The organism is Streptomyces sp. NPDC096132, assembly GCF_044763345.1.
In the GTDB taxonomy this organism is placed as follows: Bacteria; Actinomycetota; Actinomycetes; order Streptomycetales; family Streptomycetaceae; genus Streptomyces.
The window spans coordinates 60,107-76,085 of record NZ_JBIWGA010000008.1 but is presented as its reverse complement, the minus strand read 5'-3'; the positions used below and the strand labels follow the sequence as shown (position 1 = coordinate 76,085).

Genomic DNA, 15,979 nt, shown 5'->3' with positions numbered 1-15,979 from the left:
GTCAATTGTCCATGGCACAGCAATCCGGGGTGGCAGCCGGGTCGTTGGAAGGCTCCAGACGGCAGAAACAGGACGCCCGGACGGGTACGTCCGCCAGCGCCGTCGCGAACTTCAGCTGCTGGGCGACGATCAGGGCCTCCGCGTTCTTGCCCTGACGGACCAGGCATTCGTGGAAGCCGTGCAGCGACCAGACGTTGCCCGGGTGCTGGGACGGGCGCGGCAGCGTGTCGTCGAGTCCGAGGTCGGCGCGGTAGACCGCCTCCGCCTCCGTGACCCGGCCCTGTTCGAGGAGCAGGGCGCCGTAGGCGTGCCGGGTGGGCTGCATCCAGCCCCACGGCTCGTCGTACGGAAGGTTGTCGTCCAGTTCGATGGACCGCTCCAAGGCGGCGAAGGCGAGGTCGTACCGGCCCCTGCGGTACTCCAGTTCGCCGTCCAGCATCGCGGAGGCGATCGCGAGGATGTCCCGGCAGGTGTTGTTGAACAGCATGCGGGTCTCCTGGACCCGCTCGGCCGCCGCCCGGAACAGCTCGCGTTCGCCCTCGGCCTCCGTCACGCGGCCGGTGGCGGAGAGGGCCACCCCGCGGGCGTAGTGCAGCAGCGCGGTCGTGAAGCTGTAGAGCTCCCGGTCGGCGGGGAGCGGCAGGGCGAGGATGTCGTCCCAGCGGCCGAAGCGGATCAGGATGTGGAACCGCATGCCGAGGAAGGCCTCCAGCCAGTCGGCCATGGGCGGGCTCTCCACCCGCAGCAGCTGCTCCGGGATGGTGGCCTCCAGTCGGTCCGCGGTCTCCAGGGCGGTCCGGCACCGGCCGAGGAACATCGCGCCGTAGATCTTGAAGTGGAGGTCGTGGCACCGGTACAGCGTGTAGAAGTTCATCGCGCCGGAACGGGCCAGGACCTTCTCGTCGGCGGCGATCGCGGCGGTGTTGTCGGTGACGACCCTGCGGTAGTCGCCGCAGAGCACGTCCAGGTGCGAGGGCATGTGCTGGAGGTGGCCGGCGTCCGGCACCAGCCCGCGCAGCCGGTCGGCGACCTGGAGGGCGGCCTCGGGGGTGGGCGACATCTCCATGAGGTGGATGTAGAAGTGCAGGACGCCCGGGTGGACGTCCGCGGCCTCGTCGGCGAGCGCCCGGTCGAGCACCTCATGGGCCTCCCGGGTGCGGGCGCCCTCTGCGGGCCGGCCGGTGCGCACGTCCCACAGCTGCCAGGGCGTGAGGTTCATCAGGGCGTCGGCGTACAGGGCGGCGACGTCGAGGTCGTCGGGGGCGAGTGCGTGGACGGCGTGCATCGCGTCGGCGTACGGCGCGTTCCACACCGAGCAGTCCTTCGCGGGCCGGTGCTGCGGATAGCGGGCGCGCAGCGCGCCGATCAGCGCCCTTTCCACAGGGGTGGCGCCGGCGGCCTTCTCGTGGGCCAGCTCCACGGCCGCGTGGGTGCGCGCCACGGTCCGCTCCAGGTCCTGGTCGTCGAAGAACTCCCAGGGCTTGTTGTAGTTGGGGCCGAGGGCGTAGGCGATGCCCCAGTACGCCATCGCGCAGTCGGGGTCGGCGCGGGCCGCCCTCTCGAAGCAGTCGACGGCCTCCTCGTGGTGGAAGGCGTACGACCACACCAGCCCGCGGTCGAACCACAGCTGGGCCTCCGACGAGGAGGTCGTCACGGGCCGGCCGTGGCCGCCGAGGTCGTAATAGTCCATGTCCACGTTCTCCACGGAGTTCTCCACGGATTCCATGGTGCTCCCATCGTCTCGTCCTGCGCGGTTCGAGCGACGTATACCGCGCGGGCCGGCGCCGGGGCGGTGGCTTCGGGGCGGGAGCACCCGTACGGGGAGAGGGGCCCGTCGGCGGTGCGACGGGCCCCTCGGGGGTGATGCGGTGTCTCGTGGTGATGCGGTGTCCCGGTGGTGCTCGGGTGTCTCAGTGCGTGCGGCGGACGTTGCGGTAGAGGACGACGAATCCGGCGATCACCAGGAGCCCGCCCGCGGCCGCGGGCCACAGGCTGGTGCCGGTCTCGGCGAGGCTGCCCTCGACGGCCTGCGGCTGGGTCCCGCCGCCGATTCCGGTGCCCGTGTCGGCCGGGGGCTGCGCGCCGTTGTCGGCCGGGGTGTCGGTGGCCGTGGCCGCCGTGGAGGGCGTCTGCTGCGGGGCGGTCGCCGCGGTGCCGACCTCACCGTCCTGCGAGTCGGGGGCGGAGGGAGCGGAGGTGGCGGCCTTGGGGGCGTCGACGTCGCCCGCGGCGGGCTCGGGGTCCGCGGGTTCGGTCACCGGGGCCTCGGGGGCCTGGGACTGGGCCGGGGGCTGCTGCCCGTCGTCATCGGCGTTGTCGTCCGCGCCGCCGCCGGAGCCGTCGTCCGAACCGTTGCCTTCGTCGGATCCGTTGCCGGCCCCGTTGTCGTTGCCGTTGTCGGCACCACCGCCGCTGTCGGCGCCGCCACCGGTGTCGGACCCGTCGTCCGAGCCGTTGCCGTTGTCGGCACCGCCGCCGTTGCCGGAACCGTTGTCGTTCCCGCCGTCGTCACCGCCGCCGCCCGTTCCGGCGCCGCACGTGCGGCCCTCGTTGATGCAGTCGACCATCTGCCCCATCAGGTCCTCGTCGAAGACGTTGATGAAGTCACCGTGGTCGGTCACCGGCTTGTGCAGCTGCTCGGGGAAGGAGTCCACCGCGAACAGCGGTGTCGTACGGCCGCCGTCGGCGAGGCTCGGCGCGTCGACGTCGTAGACGATGCGCTGCACCAGCTGCGGGATGGCCTCGAAGCCGGTCGGGCAGGTGCCGTCGGGTGCGGCGAAGGCCACGTGCGTACGGTGGTTGGCGCTGTCGATGTTGCTGCCGTCCCAGCAGCTCTGGAAGCGGAAGGTGCGCACCACGTCGCTGCCGGACGGGCACAGCGGGTACTTGTCCTTCAGCTGCCGGTCCTCGAAGCCGGTGCAGCTCCAGGAGGCGTTGGCGTTGGCCGGGCCGTTGACGAAGGCCTTGGCGTCGCCGGTGATGATGCGCAGCAGCCGGGGCATCTCGGTGACCTTGGAGACCGGGTTGCCGACGAAGGTCAGTGTCACGTCCTTCGGGGTGACGATCTCGCCCGCGTTGCCCTCGATGCCGCCGCCGGGGCTCTTGGCGTCCTGCTCCTCGGTGCCGTTCTGCAGCCGCAGGACCGGCCAGTAGTACGTGGACCTGTCGCCCTGGTCCACACAGCTCGTCTCGGCGTTCGCCAGGTCGTCGTCGGAGGCGAAGGCGGTGTTCGACTGGTTGCCGATGTAGTCGTGGAAGTGGTGGGCGCCGTTGCTGACACCGGGGGCGACGATGACGTTGTCCGAGTTGAACAGCCCGTTCTCGTTCACGCCGCAGCTGGTGACGAAGGTGCCGCGCGAGGGGCCCGAGCGGGGGTCGGGGAGCTGCTGGGTGGCCGCGACCCTGGTGATGTCCACGTAGTCCGCGCCGACCGGGCCGTTGCCGGCCTGCCCGCCGTTGCCCTGCTGGCCGTTCTGACCGGGCTCCTGAGCCGAGCCCTGTCCCTGCCCTGCGTTCTGCCCCTGCTCCTGGCCCTGTTGGCCGTCCTGCTGCTTCTGCTCCTCGGTGACGCGCAAGGAGCAAGCGGCCAGGGAGTCCAGGCCGTCCGGGCGGTCGCCGTCGCGGTCGATGGCCTCCGCGATCCGGCCGATCGTGGCGCCCCGCTTCTCCTTCAGCGGGTTCATCACCGCGTTGTCGGCGAAGCCGGAATCCTGCCGTACCGCCTGCGCCTGGTCCTGCAGTTGCTGATAGGCGGAGGCTATCTGCTCGTCCAGGGCGGCCAGTTCGCGGTCGACCTCCTGCCTGGCCCCGTCGGGGACGGTGGTGAGGCTGTTGCCGACGTCGGGACAGTCGATGGTGACCGAACCTCCGCCGGTCAGCTCCACCGTCTCGCCGTTGGAGGTGGCCGAGGCGTAGACGTTCACCGCCATCAGCCCGCCGCCGCCGAGGATCAGGGCGACCGCGGCGAAGGTCGCCCGCCGTCCGCCCGTCGGGCGCCTGCGTCTGTTCTGTACCAAGGAGTGCTCCTACGCGTCTTCGTCGTCGGCGGCCTGGGCATGGAAATCCCCCGGCCCTATACGCAGCGGGGCGCAGGAGTGTTCAACCGACGCACGAATTCATAGCAAGATCTCAGGCGGGGCGCCTCGGCGGGCCCTCCGGGACCGTGGCGGACAGGAGCGCCGGAGCCCTGAACAGCCGCCCGAGACGCGCGCGTTCGTGGTACAGACCCAGGACGACGGCGGCGGCCACGGCTATCAGATGCTCGCGGCCGGCCAGATTGGGCTTGGCGATCGACTCGACCACCATGGAGCCGCCGGTGAGGAAGAAGACGACGGGGGCGCGGCGCACCACCGAGAGGTAGGTGAACAGCCCCACGACGGCCGCCGACGGGCCGGTGTCGAGCACCTGCCCCGCCTCGGGCGGCAGTCCGAGCCCCCACCAGCCGGGCCCCACCGCGATCATGACCCGCACGGTGAGGGTGCCGGCCAGGGTGGCCGCGTAGGCGACGGCCAGGGTCCTGAGCCGGCCGAGGGCGAGTTCGGCGAGGGCGAAGGCGAGGAAGAGCTGGGTGATGCCGGCCCACACCGGCAGGTCGAGGGCGGGGACGTACAGGGAGACCGGGGTGCGCAACAGGGCCAGCCACAGCGGGAGGTCGCCCTGGACTCCGCCGAGGAGCCGGACGGCCGTCTCGCCGGCCGGGTGTTGCGCGAGGGCGTGGAAGAAGATCACGCCGCCGCAGGCCACGAACGCCAGCAGCAGCGCGCCGGGGCCTCGCCGGCGCAGTTGCCGTACGGGGTCGACGACGATGCCGTACCACTCGTCGCGCAGCGTCCGTCCGACGAACGCGGCCGCCCGGGCCGCGGCGCCGCGGCGCGGCCCGGCCCCGCCGGCCCCGGCACGGCCGGCGCGGCGCCCCTCCACTTCTGGACGCAGGATCACCACGGGTCCCCCAAGAAAGCTCGTCGCACGGACGTCCCTGTCCGGGCCGGTCGGAACAACTCCCCCTCCCGTGCGCCGCCGCCCCGCGCAACGGGATCGGCGCACGTCACCGGCAGGGGACGCCACCCCGGCGGGTCAGCCGGTGTCGCTCCTGTGAAGACGCGCGCGAGGCCTGCGAGGATCACTCCGGCACGGACCGCGACTGCCGGCACCCCTGTGGTGACGGACGGTCACCGGCGACAGACGGACTCCCCGGCTCGGTCATTTCCGGTCATACGTGCGGTCGGCTCCCCGGCTCCTGCTGCGGGAGGGTCTGCGCCTCGCCCGGCAGGGTGGGCGCGGGCAGGACGGCCACTCCCTCCTCCGCCCGCGCCAGTTGCTCCGCCGTGTCGCCGGGCAGGCGGGGTGCGACCGGCCGGGCGGAGGAGAAGCGGAAGGCGGAGGTGAAGTCGCCGAAGGTGGCGCGCCGCCAGGCGCTGATGTGGGGCTCCTCGACACCGGTGACCCGTTCCAGGAACCGCAGCGCCGAGGTGTGGTCGAAGGTCTCCGTGGCCACCCAGCCGCCCACGGTCCAGGGCGAGACGACGACGGCGGGGACGCGGAAGCCGCCGCCGATCGGCAGCCCCCGGACGAACTCGTCGGGCGTACCGGCGGGCGGGGTCGGCGGGGGCACGTGGTCGAACAGGCCGTCGTTCTCGTCGTAGGTGAGGATGAAGGCCGTCTTGCGCCACACCTTCGGATTGGCGGCGATCGCCTCGATCTTCGCGGCGACGAAGTCCGCGCCGGCCGCCGGCAGGTGGTCCGGGTGCTCCGACTGGTGACTCGTCGGCATGATCCAGGACACGGTCGGCAGCCGGTCGGCCCGGGCGTCCTCCTCGAACGTCCCCTCCGGCTGCGGCCGTACGCCCCGCTCGTACAGCGCGGAGCCCGGCGGGGCGTCACGGAAGGCGGCGAACTGCTCCAGCACGTTGCAGTAGTAGTCGTCGTCCTGCTGGTACACCTTCCAGCTGACCCCGGCGGCCTGGAGCCGTTCGGCGTACGTCGTCCAGCGGTAGGGCACCGGTGCGGTGTTGTTGGTGACCGGGCCGCCCCGGGTGCCGCCGGGGTCGAGGGTGCCGGTCATCCACAGCAGACGGTTGGGCCAGGTCGGGCCGAGCACCGAGCAGAAATAGTGGTCGCAGATGGTGAAGGTCTCCGCGAGCGCGAACTGGAAGGGGATGTCCTCGCGTGTGTGGTAGCCCATGACGTAGGGGGCGTTGACGCCGTCGGCCTTGCGGTGGGCGGGCAGCCAGCGGTCCATCCGGCCGCCGTTCCACGCGTCGTGCTGCACCGACCAGGCGTGGCTGGTGGAGGGGATGGACTGGGCGCTGGTGGTTCGGGTGTCCAGGTGGAAGGGCAGCAGATAGCCCTTCGGGTTCTCGGGGTCGGGCTGATGGAAGACCGAGCGTCCGGTGTCGAGGGTGAGCGCGTCCGGGTCGGCGAAGCCGCGCACGCCGGACAGGGTGCCGAAGTAGTGGTCGAACGAGCGGTTCTCCTGCATGAGCAGGACGACGTGTTCGACGTCGGTGAGCGAGCCGCGCCGGGGCGGCTCGGCCGCGACGGCCTTGCGCACGTTCGGCGGGAGGAGGGCGACGGCCGCCGCGGCGCCCAGCGCGCCCGCGGTCGAGCCCAGGAGTCTGCGGCGGGTCAACTCGGCCATGGGTGCCCCTTGTCGAGCGCGTCGGTGCGGTGCGTGCGGTTCAGGTGGTCCAGACGTCCCCGCTGTCGCAGACCCGCGCCCCCATGTTGCGTTCCATCATCCGCAGCGCCGCGTCCGCGAGGTCGGCGTGGATGTGGGCGACGGCGTCCCGTGGCACCGTCGTCCGGAGGTGGCGGATGTGGGCGTCGAGCGCGGAGTACAGGACGCACTGTTCGGTGACCTGTCCGCACAGGACGAGGTGGTCCACGCCCTCCTGGTCGAGCAGGTACGGCAGCGGGGTCTCGAAGAAGATCGAGTGCCGGGCCTTGACGACGAACAGGGAGTCCTCGTCGGGCCGGAGCGGCTCGACGAGGTCGGCGTGGCGGCCGGCGAGGGCCTTGGTGAGGAGTTCGCCGTGGTGGGAGCGCCACTGGCCGAAGTTGTCGTTGACGTAGACGACCGGGGTGCCGTCGTGGCGGGCGCGGGCGAGGAGGCCGGCGGCCACCGGGACCACGCCGCGCGCCGACGGCAGCAGCAGGTCGGCGTCCTGGTGGTCGTAGGTGTTGATCATGTCGATGACGATCAGCGCGGTCTTGCCCATGCGGGTATGGGTGCCCGGCCGGGCCGCACGTGTGACGGTGCGTCACTCGTGCGTACGAGACGGACGCCCGTTCGCGTTACAGTGCACCGCCGACATCGAGAGGAGACAGCGCGGTGCGCTACGGGGTGGGGAACGGACGACGGGGGCTGGCGCTGGCCGCTCTGCTGGCGGGACTGGTGACGGGCTGCGCGGCCGGGGACGGGGAGGGGAACGGGGGGTCGGCGGCGGCCGAGGTCGCCGAGCGGGGCGCGAGCGTCGGCGCGGCCGGCTCGGCCTGCGAGCTGCCCGTCACCTTCGACGTCGCCAAGGCCTGGAAGGCGAAGGCCGTCGACGCCGAGGCGGCCCAGGACGTGAGCGAGGAACTGGCCGACCTGGCCGACGCGTTCCTGCGCCAGGGTCCGGTCACCATGGCCTGCGAGATCGACGCCAAGCCCGCCGGGAACATCGGCTTCCTCCGCGTCTGGACCGGCGAGCCCGGGGACGCCGACGCGCGCGCCGTGCTCGAGGACTTCGTCGCCGACGAGCAGGGGGCCGCCCGGGCGAAGTACCGCTCCTTCGAGGCCGGCGAGGTCAGCGGCTCCGAGGTCGAGTACGTCACCCCCGGTGGCGGAAAGGAGACGAAGAAGGCCCACGCCCTCGCCGTCACCACCCCCGACGGGCCGGTCGTCCTCCACCTCGGCGGCCTCGACAACGAGGAGCACGAGGCCATGCTCCCGGCCTACGAACTCGCCAAGACGACCCTGCGCACCACGGGCTGACCCCGGGCGGCGAACCCGACCCGCGGGCCGTGCGGCAGGCGGCCCGCCTCGGCGCGCACCGGGTGAGGATGCACATCCGGGCAGGTGTGGCGCATTCTTGCTGTGTCGCCCACGCGGCGGCGCACGGACGAGGTAGGGCCGATGACTGGGAGCGCCGGGGACGAGCGGAGGCCGGCCGGGTCGCTGCCCGGGCTGCTGACCGCGGCCGCGGTGGACGCGCTGCGGGCGGCGGGCGGGCGCGCCGGGGGCGTCTACCTGTGCTCGCGTTCGCGCGGCAGGGTGATGCGGCTCGCTGTGCTGGCGGGGCTCCCGGGACCGTTGTTCCGGCCCTGGTGGCGGGTGCACGTGGACCGGCCGTTCCCGGTGGTGGACGTCCACCGGACGGGCGTACCGGTGGTGCTGGCGAACGCCACGGAGGCGATGCGCCGGTATCCGCAGCTGGCGGCGGGGCTGCCCTTCCAGTTCGGTTCCCTCTATGTCCCGGTCGCGGCGGGAGGCCGGTCCTTCGGGGTGCTGATCGTGCTGCGGGCGGCGGTGTCCGACGGCGTGGAGGTGATGGCGGAGCGCGAGGGGCTGGCGCGGGTGGCGGACGCTCTGGCGGCTGCCCTGCTGCGGTTGGAGGCGGCGGGCCGGACCGTCACCTGGGACGCGGAGCCGGTGTGCGTGCGGCCGCCCGCGGCAGGCCCGGCGCCGGGGCGGGTCGGACGGTTCTCGTGGGACCCGGCGTCCGACACAGTCGTCGCCGACGAGCGGGCGCGTGCCCTGTTCGGGCTGCCGCCCGGGGACCTTCCCGGCACACTCGACGCCCTCGCCCGGGCCGTCGACCCGACCGACGCCCACCGGCTCCCCGGCCTGCTGCACGAGACCGCGCGGGGCAGCCCGCCGCCCCTGCCGATCGAGGTGCGCACCACGGAGGGCGGTCTGCGGCTGCTGGAGCTGTGGGCGGCGGCCGAGGGGGAGTCCGGGTCCGTCACCGGGGTCCTGCTCGACCCCGGCGCGGGCGCCCTCGCCGACGGCGCGGCCGATCTGCTGCCGGAGGGCGTCTTCTGCGTCGACCGGCTGGGGCTGATCGTCTACGCCAACTCCCGGGCGGCGCACTTCCTGGGCGTGGACCACGCCGAGCTGGCCGGCCGGCCGCTGTGGGAAGCCGTGCCCTGGCTGAACCAGCCCGCCCTCGATGAACATCTGCGCGCCGCCCTGCTGTCGCCGGAGCCGGTGCACTTCCATGTACGGCGGCCGGCCGACGGCCCGCGGGTGTTCGAGGGCGACTGGCTGAGCCTGTCCGTCTACCCCGGCCCGGACCTGCTGACCTGCACCGCGGTCCCGGCGAACCGCGTTCCGCCCGACGCGGCCCCCGACCCCGTGGACACCGAGGTCCCGGCGCCGGAGGAGGCCGCGTCGAGCGCCCCGCTGTACCGGCCGATCGTGCTGGCGATCGCGCTGACCGAGGCGGTGACCGCCCGCCAGGTGTCGGCGGTGGTCATGCAGGAGCTGCTGCCCGCGTTCGGCGGCCGCCGGCTCGCGATCTACCTGCTGCAGGAACGTCATCTGTACCTGGCCTGGGAGAGCGGCTTCCCGGAGGGTTTCCTCGCGCCGTTCGAAGGGGTGGGCCTCGACACCCGGCTGCCCGGCGTGGAGACGCTCACCACCGGCCGGCCGCTGTTCTTCGACTCGATGCAGCAGCTCGCGGCCGCCTACCCGGGCATCGAACTGGACGCGACGGAGGGCGCCCGCGCCTTCCTCCCGCTGATCGCCTCGGGCCGGCCGGTCGGCTCGTGCATCCTCGGCTTCGACGGCCCGCGCAGCTTCAGCCAGGAGGAGCGCACCGTGCTGACCGCGCTGGCCGGGCTGATCGCCCACGCGATGGAGAAGGCCCAGCGCTACGACACGGAGGCGGCCCTCGCGCGCGGGCTGCAGCAGGCTCTGCTCCCCCGGCGGCTGTCGCAGCACGCGCGCGTGGAGACCGCAGGGCGCTATCTGCCGGGCACCGAGGGCATGGACGTGGGCGGCGACTGGTACGACGTGGTGGAGGCCGGGGACGGGCTGGCCCTGGTCATCGGGGACGTCCAGGGGCACGGGGTGCAGGCGGCGGCCACCATGGGGCAGCTGCGCAGCGCGGTCCGGGCGTTCGCGCTCGGCGACCATCCGCCGCAGGAGGTCATGTCGGGCACGAACCATCTGCTCATCGATCTCGACGCCGGCCAGTTCGCGAGCTGCTGCTACGTGCGGCTGGACCCGGCGACGGGCCGGGCCCGGGCGGCCCGGGCCGGTCATCTGCCCCCGCTGCTGCGCCTCCCCGACGGCCGTACGACCGCGGTGGAGCTGCCGGGCGGGGTGGTGCTCGGGGTCGATCCGCGCGCCCGGTACCCGGTGACGGAGCTGCGGCTGGAGCCCGGCGCGATCCTGGCGCTGTACACGGACGGGCTGGTGGAGCGGCCCGGGCACGACATCGACGACGGCATCGCCGCGCTGCGCACGGCCCTGTCCGCCGCGGACGGCTCGGGCGGGCGTTCCCTCGGGGAGGTCGCGGACCGGCTGACCGCGTCGGCCCGGCAGGCGGCCGACCGGGCGGACGACATCGCCCTGCTGCTCGCCACCCTCCCGGACGCGCTCGAAGATCACGTAGGGAGAGCATGACGGGCCCGGCCTGTGACCCTGTGTGACGCCTCTCGCCTCATGGGGCCGGGCAGTGTAGGAATGGCACATGGCACGTGTCCTGGGGCGCCCGGGTGCCCGGCCGGCCCGTCGTCCCCGGAGCCCGGGTATGCGGCGTGCGCCCGAGTCGGCGCTGGGCGGGCGCAGTCTCGCAGCACAGGTGTTCGTCCTGCAGGTGGCGATCGTGCTGCTGCTGGTCGTGGCGGCCGTCGTGGCGCTGCTGCTGCAGGTACGGCACGACAGCACCCAGGAGGCCCGCAACCGCTCCCTCGCGGTGGCCGAGACCTACGCCCACTCGCCGGGCATCGTGGAGGCCCTGCGCAGCCCGGACCCGACGGCGGTGCTCCAGCCGTCGGCCGAGGCCGCGCGCAAGGCGTCCGACATGGACTTCATCGTCGTCATGAACACCGAGGGCATCCGCTACACCCATCCCAAGCCGGACCGCATCGGCAAGAAGTTCGTCGGGAACATCCAGCCGGCGCTGGAAGGCGGCACCGTGGTCGAGGAGGTCGACGGGACCATCGGCCGGCTGGTGCAGGCGGTCGTGCCCGTGAAGGCGCCCGACGGGACGGTCGTGGGCCTGGTGTCGTCCGGCATCACCACCGAGCACGTGGGCGGCAACGCCGACCGGCAGCTGCCGCTCGTCCTCGGCAGCGCCGCCGCGGCCCTCGCCCTGGCCACCGCGAGCACGGCGCTGGTCAGCCGCAGGCTGCTGCGGCAGACCCACGGCCTCGGCCCGCGTGAGATGACCCGGATGTACGAGCACCACGACGCGGTGCTGCACGCCGTACGCGAAGGGGTCATCATCGTCGGCGGGGACGGCGAACTGCTGCTCGCCAACGACGAGGCGCACCGTCTGCTCGACCTGCCTCCGGACGCCGAGCGCCGCCAGGTCCTGGACCTGGGTCTGGATCCCGGCACCGCCGAGCTGCTGGCGTCCGGGCGGATGGTCACGGACGAGGTGCATCTGGTCGGTGACCGGCTGCTGGCGATCAACCAGCGGCCCACCGATCTGTCGGGCGGCCCGGCGGGCAGTGTCGCCACGCTGCGCGACTCCACGGAGCTGCGCGCCCTGTCCGGCCGGGCGGAGGCGGCCCGGGAGCGCCTCGATCTGCTGTACGCGGCCGGTGTGGGCATCGGGACCAGCCTGGACGTGACCCGGACGGCGGAGGAGCTGACGGAGCTGGCGGTGCCCCGGTTCGCGGACTTCGTCACCGTCGACCTGTTCGACGCTGTCCTGGACGGTGAGGAGCCGGAGGCGCGGGGCACGCTGCGGCGCACGGCGATGTGCGGGGTCCGCAAGGGCGCGCCGCTGTACGCGGTGGGCGAGCGGATCCGGTTCGTGGACTCGGCGCCGCAGGCCCGCAGTCTCACCGAGGAACGGGCCGTCCTCGAGGCGCGGCTCGCGGAGGCGCCGGGCTGGCGGGCGCAGGATCTGGAGCGGACCGAGCAGGTCGTGGAGTTCGGCATCCACTCGCTGATCACCGTGCCGGTGCGGGCGGGCGCGCTGGTGCTGGGCGTGGTCAGCTTCCTGCGGTCGGAGCGGCCCGAGCCGTTCGACCCGGAGGAGGTGGCCCTGGCGGAGGAGCTGGTGGCGCGGGCGGCGGTGTCCATCGACAACGCGCGCCGTTTCACCCGTGAGCACGGCATGGCGGTGACCCTGCAGCGCAGTCTGCTGCCGCGCACGATGCCCGAGCAGAACGCGTTGGACATCGCCTACCGCTATCTGCCCGCGCAGGCCGGCGTCGGCGGCGACTGGTTCGACGTGCTGCCGCTGTCCGGGGCCAGGATCGCGCTCGTCGTGGGTGACGTGGTCGGGCACGGGCTGCACGCGGCGGCCACGATGGGGCGGCTGCGCACCGCGGTGCACAACTTCTCCGCCCTGGACCTGCCGCCGGAGGAGCTCCTCGGGCTGCTGGACGAGCTGGTGACCCGGATCGACCAGGACGAGGCGGCCGACGGCCCCCACGGGCCGGTGTCCGGGGCAACCTGTCTGTACGCCATCTACGACCCGGTGTCCCGGCGGTGCACCGTGGCCCGGGCCGGGCATCCGCCGCCGGCGCTGGTGCACCCCGACGGCCGGGTGGAGTACCCCGACGTGCCGACCGGGCTGCCGCTGGGTCTGGGCGGGCTGCCGTTCGAGACGGCCGAACTGGAGCTGGCGGAGGGCAGTCGGCTGGTGCTGTACACGGACGGGCTGGTGGAGGACCGGCAGCGGGACATCGACACCGGTCTGGAGCTGCTGCGCACGGCCCTGGAGCGCAGCGCCGAGGGTACGCCGGAGGAGGCCTGCCAAAGCGTCCTGGACGCGTTGCTGCCGGCTCGCCCGACCGACGACATCGCGCTGATCGTGGCGGGCACCCGGGCGCTCGGTGCGGACCGGGTCGCCGAGTGGGACGTACCGGTGGATCCGGCGGCGGTGGGCGAGGTGCGGGCCGCGGTCGTCCGGCAGCTGGCCGTGTGGGACCTGGAGGAGCTGTCGTTCACGACGGAGCTGATCCTGAGCGAGCTGGTCACCAACGCGATCCGCTACGGCAGCGCCCCGGTGCGCGTCCGGCTGCTGCGGGACCGCACCCTGATCTGCGAGGTCGCCGACAGCAGCAGCACCTCGCCGCATCTGCGGTACGCGGCGATGACGGACGAGGGCGGCCGCGGACTGTTCCTGGTCGCGCAGCTCACCGACCGCTGGGGTACCCGGTACACGCCCACCGGCAAGGTCATCTGGGCGGAACAGCCGCTGCCGTAGGGCGGGTTGAACCGGTGCCGATATGATCTTTGGCTCATAAATGATGTTTATGAGTCCATAGACCGGACCCCCGTACCGACTTAGGTATGCCTCAGTTTAGGCTTCCCCCGAGTTGATCTGTCACCGCTCGAAGGGAACCTGATCATGCCCCGCCCCCTGCGGGTAGCCATCGTCGGAGCCGGCCCCGCCGGGATCTACGCCGCCGACGCGCTGCTCAAGTCCGATGTGGCCGCCGACCCCGGTGTCTCCATCGACCTCTTCGAGCGGATGCCGGCCCCGTTCGGACTGATCCGTTACGGCGTGGCCCCCGACCACCCCCGGATCAAGGGCATCATCACCGCCCTGCACCAGGTGCTCGACAAGCCGCAGATCCGCCTCTTCGGCAACGTCGACTACCCGACGGACATCAACCTGGACGACCTGCGCGCCTTCTACGACGCGGTGATCTTCTCGACCGGCGCGATGGCCGACCGTGAGCTGTCCATACCGGGCATCGAGCTCGACCGCTCCTACGGCGCCGCCGACTTCGTCTCCTGGTACGACGGCCACCCGGACGTGCCGCGCACCTGGCCGCTGGAGGCCGAGAAGGTCGCCGTGCTGGGCGTCGGCAACGTCGCCCTGGACGTGGCCCGCATCCTCGCCAAGACGGCGGACGAGCTGCTGCCGACGGAGATCCCGCCGAACGTCTACGACGGTCTGAAGGCCAACAAGGCGCTGGAGATCCACGTGTTCGGCCGCCGTGGCCCGGCGCAGGCGAAGTTCTCCCCGATGGAGCTGCGGGAGCTGGACCACTCCCCCAACATCGAGGTCATCGTCGACCCCGAGGACATCGACTACGACGAGGGCTCGATCGCGACCCGGCGCGGCAACAAGCAGGCCGACATGGTCGCCAAGACGCTGGAGAACTGGGCGATCCGCGACACCGGCGACCGCCCGCACAAGCTCTTCCTGCACTTCTTCGAGTCGCCCTCGGAGATCCTCGGCGAGGACGGCGCCGTCGTCGGTCTGCGCACCGAGCGCACCGCGCTCGACGGCACCGGCAACGTCAAGGGCACCGGCGAGTTCAAGGACTGGGACGTCTCGGCGGTCTACCGCGCCGTCGGCTACCTCTCCGAGAAGCTCCCCAAGCTGCCCTGGGACATCGACTCGGGCACGGTCCCGGACGAGGGCGGCCGGGTCATCGAGGAGAGCGGCAGCCACTTGCAGTCGGTGTACGTCACCGGCTGGATCCGGCGCGGTCCGGTCGGCCTCATCGGCCACACCAAGGGCGACGCCAACGAGACCGTGTCGAACCTGCTGGACGACCACGCGGGCGGCCGTCTGCAGACCCCGGCCTCGCCCGAGCCGGAGGCCGTGGACGCGTTCCTCGCCGAGCGCGACGTCCGCTTCACCACCTGGGAGGGCTGGTACAAGCTGGACGCCGCCGAGAAGGCGCTGGGCGAGCCGCAGGGCCGCGAGCGCGTGAAGATCGTCGAGCGTGAGGACATGCTGCGCGAGAGCGGCGCGTAGGGATGCCGGAGGGCTCGGGGCTCGTGGCGGGATGCCTGCTCCCCGAGCCCTCGGTTCACCTGCTCCGCAGGTCGGTCGAGGCCAATTCACTGGGCCGCATGATCGACGCCTGCTAGCGTCCCGGCGTGTTCTCCCTCCACGAGCCTCCCCTGTTCACCCGGCTGCACGACGCGCGGCGGGTGCTCGTCGCCGGCGCGGGCGGCGGTTTCGACGTGTACGCGGGTCTTCCGCTGGCGCTCGCGCTGCGCTCGGCCGGCAAGGACGTCCATCTGGCCAACCTCTCCTTCACCGAGCTGTACGGCCTGCCCACCGAGGTCTGGCAGGCTCCGGACGTCGCGGCGGTGCGCCCCGACACCCCGGCACGCGGCGACTACTTCCCCGAACACGCCCTCGCCACCTGGCTGGACCGGCAGGGGCTGCCCGCCACGGTGTACGCGTTCCCCCGGACCGGCGTGGCCCCGCTGCGGGACGCCTACCGGGCCCTGCTGGACCATCTCGGCGGGGTCGACGCCCTCGTCCTCGTGGACGGCGGCACCGACATCCTGATGCGCGGGGACGAGCACGGACTGGGCACGCCCGAGGAGGACATGGCGAGCCTCGCCGCCGTGCACGCGCTCGACGAGGTCGAGCACCGGCTGGTGGCCTGCCTGGGCTTCGGCGTGGACGCCTATCACGGCGTCAACCACTCCCTGGTCCTGGAGAACCTCGCCGCGCTGGACCGCGAGGGCGCCTACCTCGGCGCGTTCTCCCTGCCCCGCGACAGCCGCGAAGGCGCCCTGTACCTGGACGCCGTGGCCCACGCCCAGGCGTCCACGCCCGGGCACCCGAGCATCGTCAACGGCTCCGTCGCGGCCGCCGTACGGGGCGACTTCGGCGACGTACGGTTCACCGAGCGCACCAGGAACAGCGAGCTCTTCGTCAATCCTCTGATGTCCCTGTACTTCTGCGTGGACGCCGTGGGCCTGTCCCGCCGCAACCTCTACCTGGACCGCCTCGCGGAGACGGTCCTGATGCGGCAGATCAGCACCCGCATCGAGGAGTTCCGCGAGGAACTCCCCCTGCTGCGGCAGCCGAAGGCGTTCCCGCACTGAGGC

Annotated in this window: 10 protein-coding genes; 5 read left to right on the top strand and 5 right to left on the bottom strand. The window is 72.7% G+C overall.

What is annotated here, in order from left to right; all coding sequences use genetic code 11:
- Position 1: 1 nt before the first annotated feature.
- The 5 genes from ACIRF9_RS20365 to ACIRF9_RS20345 form a co-directional block, all read right to left on the bottom strand.
- On the bottom strand, positions 2–1,690 hold the full coding sequence (locus ACIRF9_RS20365) for a hypothetical protein (RefSeq protein ID WP_403824605.1): 1,689 nt from the start codon (positions 1,688–1,690) through the stop codon (positions 2–4).
- A 220-nt stretch (positions 1,691–1,910) separates the two neighbouring features.
- A complete protein-coding gene (locus ACIRF9_RS20360; RefSeq protein ID WP_403824602.1) occupies positions 1,911–3,929 on the bottom strand; it encodes a DUF1996 domain-containing protein in 2,019 nt (672 codons plus the stop codon).
- A gap of 199 nt (positions 3,930–4,128) precedes the next feature.
- The gene (locus tag ACIRF9_RS20355; RefSeq protein WP_403824600.1) at positions 4,129–4,932 is read right to left on the bottom strand and encodes a hypothetical protein; all 804 of its coding nucleotides are present in this window, start codon (positions 4,930–4,932) and stop codon (positions 4,129–4,131) included.
- Between the two features lie 277 nt (positions 4,933–5,209).
- Positions 5,210–6,637: an alkaline phosphatase family protein gene (locus tag ACIRF9_RS20350; RefSeq protein WP_403823802.1), complete on the bottom strand. Its 1,428-nt coding sequence runs from the start codon at positions 6,635–6,637 to the stop codon at positions 5,210–5,212.
- A 40-nt stretch (positions 6,638–6,677) separates the two neighbouring features.
- Positions 6,678–7,217: a cysteine hydrolase family protein gene (locus ACIRF9_RS20345; protein ID WP_403823800.1), complete on the bottom strand. Its 540-nt coding sequence runs from the start codon at positions 7,215–7,217 to the stop codon at positions 6,678–6,680.
- Positions 7,218–7,330: 113 nt separating this feature from the next.
- Here ACIRF9_RS20345 and ACIRF9_RS20340 point away from each other — a divergent pair, with 113 nt between their 5' ends.
- The 5 genes from ACIRF9_RS20340 to ACIRF9_RS20320 all read left to right on the top strand — a co-directional run bounded on the left by ACIRF9_RS20340 (position 7,331) and on the right by ACIRF9_RS20320 (position 15,976).
- Positions 7,331–7,975 carry a lipoprotein gene (locus ACIRF9_RS20340; protein WP_403823797.1) on the top strand — a complete coding sequence of 215 codons (645 nt, stop codon included), beginning with the start codon at positions 7,331–7,333 and terminating at the stop codon, positions 7,973–7,975.
- A 141-nt stretch (positions 7,976–8,116) separates the two neighbouring features.
- Positions 8,117–10,612, top strand: coding sequence for a SpoIIE family protein phosphatase (locus ACIRF9_RS20335; RefSeq protein WP_403823796.1), 2,496 nt, complete (start codon positions 8,117–8,119; stop codon positions 10,610–10,612).
- A gap of 127 nt (positions 10,613–10,739) precedes the next feature.
- Positions 10,740–13,376 carry a SpoIIE family protein phosphatase gene (locus ACIRF9_RS20330; protein ID WP_403823793.1) on the top strand — a complete coding sequence of 879 codons (2,637 nt, stop codon included), beginning with the start codon at positions 10,740–10,742 and terminating at the stop codon, positions 13,374–13,376.
- A 144-nt stretch (positions 13,377–13,520) separates the two neighbouring features.
- A complete protein-coding gene (locus ACIRF9_RS20325) occupies positions 13,521–14,885 on the top strand; it encodes an FAD-dependent oxidoreductase (RefSeq protein WP_403823790.1) in 1,365 nt (454 codons plus the stop codon).
- 125 nt (positions 14,886–15,010) lie between these two features.
- Entirely contained in the window at positions 15,011–15,976 is a 966-nt protein-coding gene (locus ACIRF9_RS20320; protein ID WP_403823787.1) for a DUF1152 domain-containing protein, read from the top strand.
- Positions 15,977–15,979 lie beyond the last annotated feature (3 nt).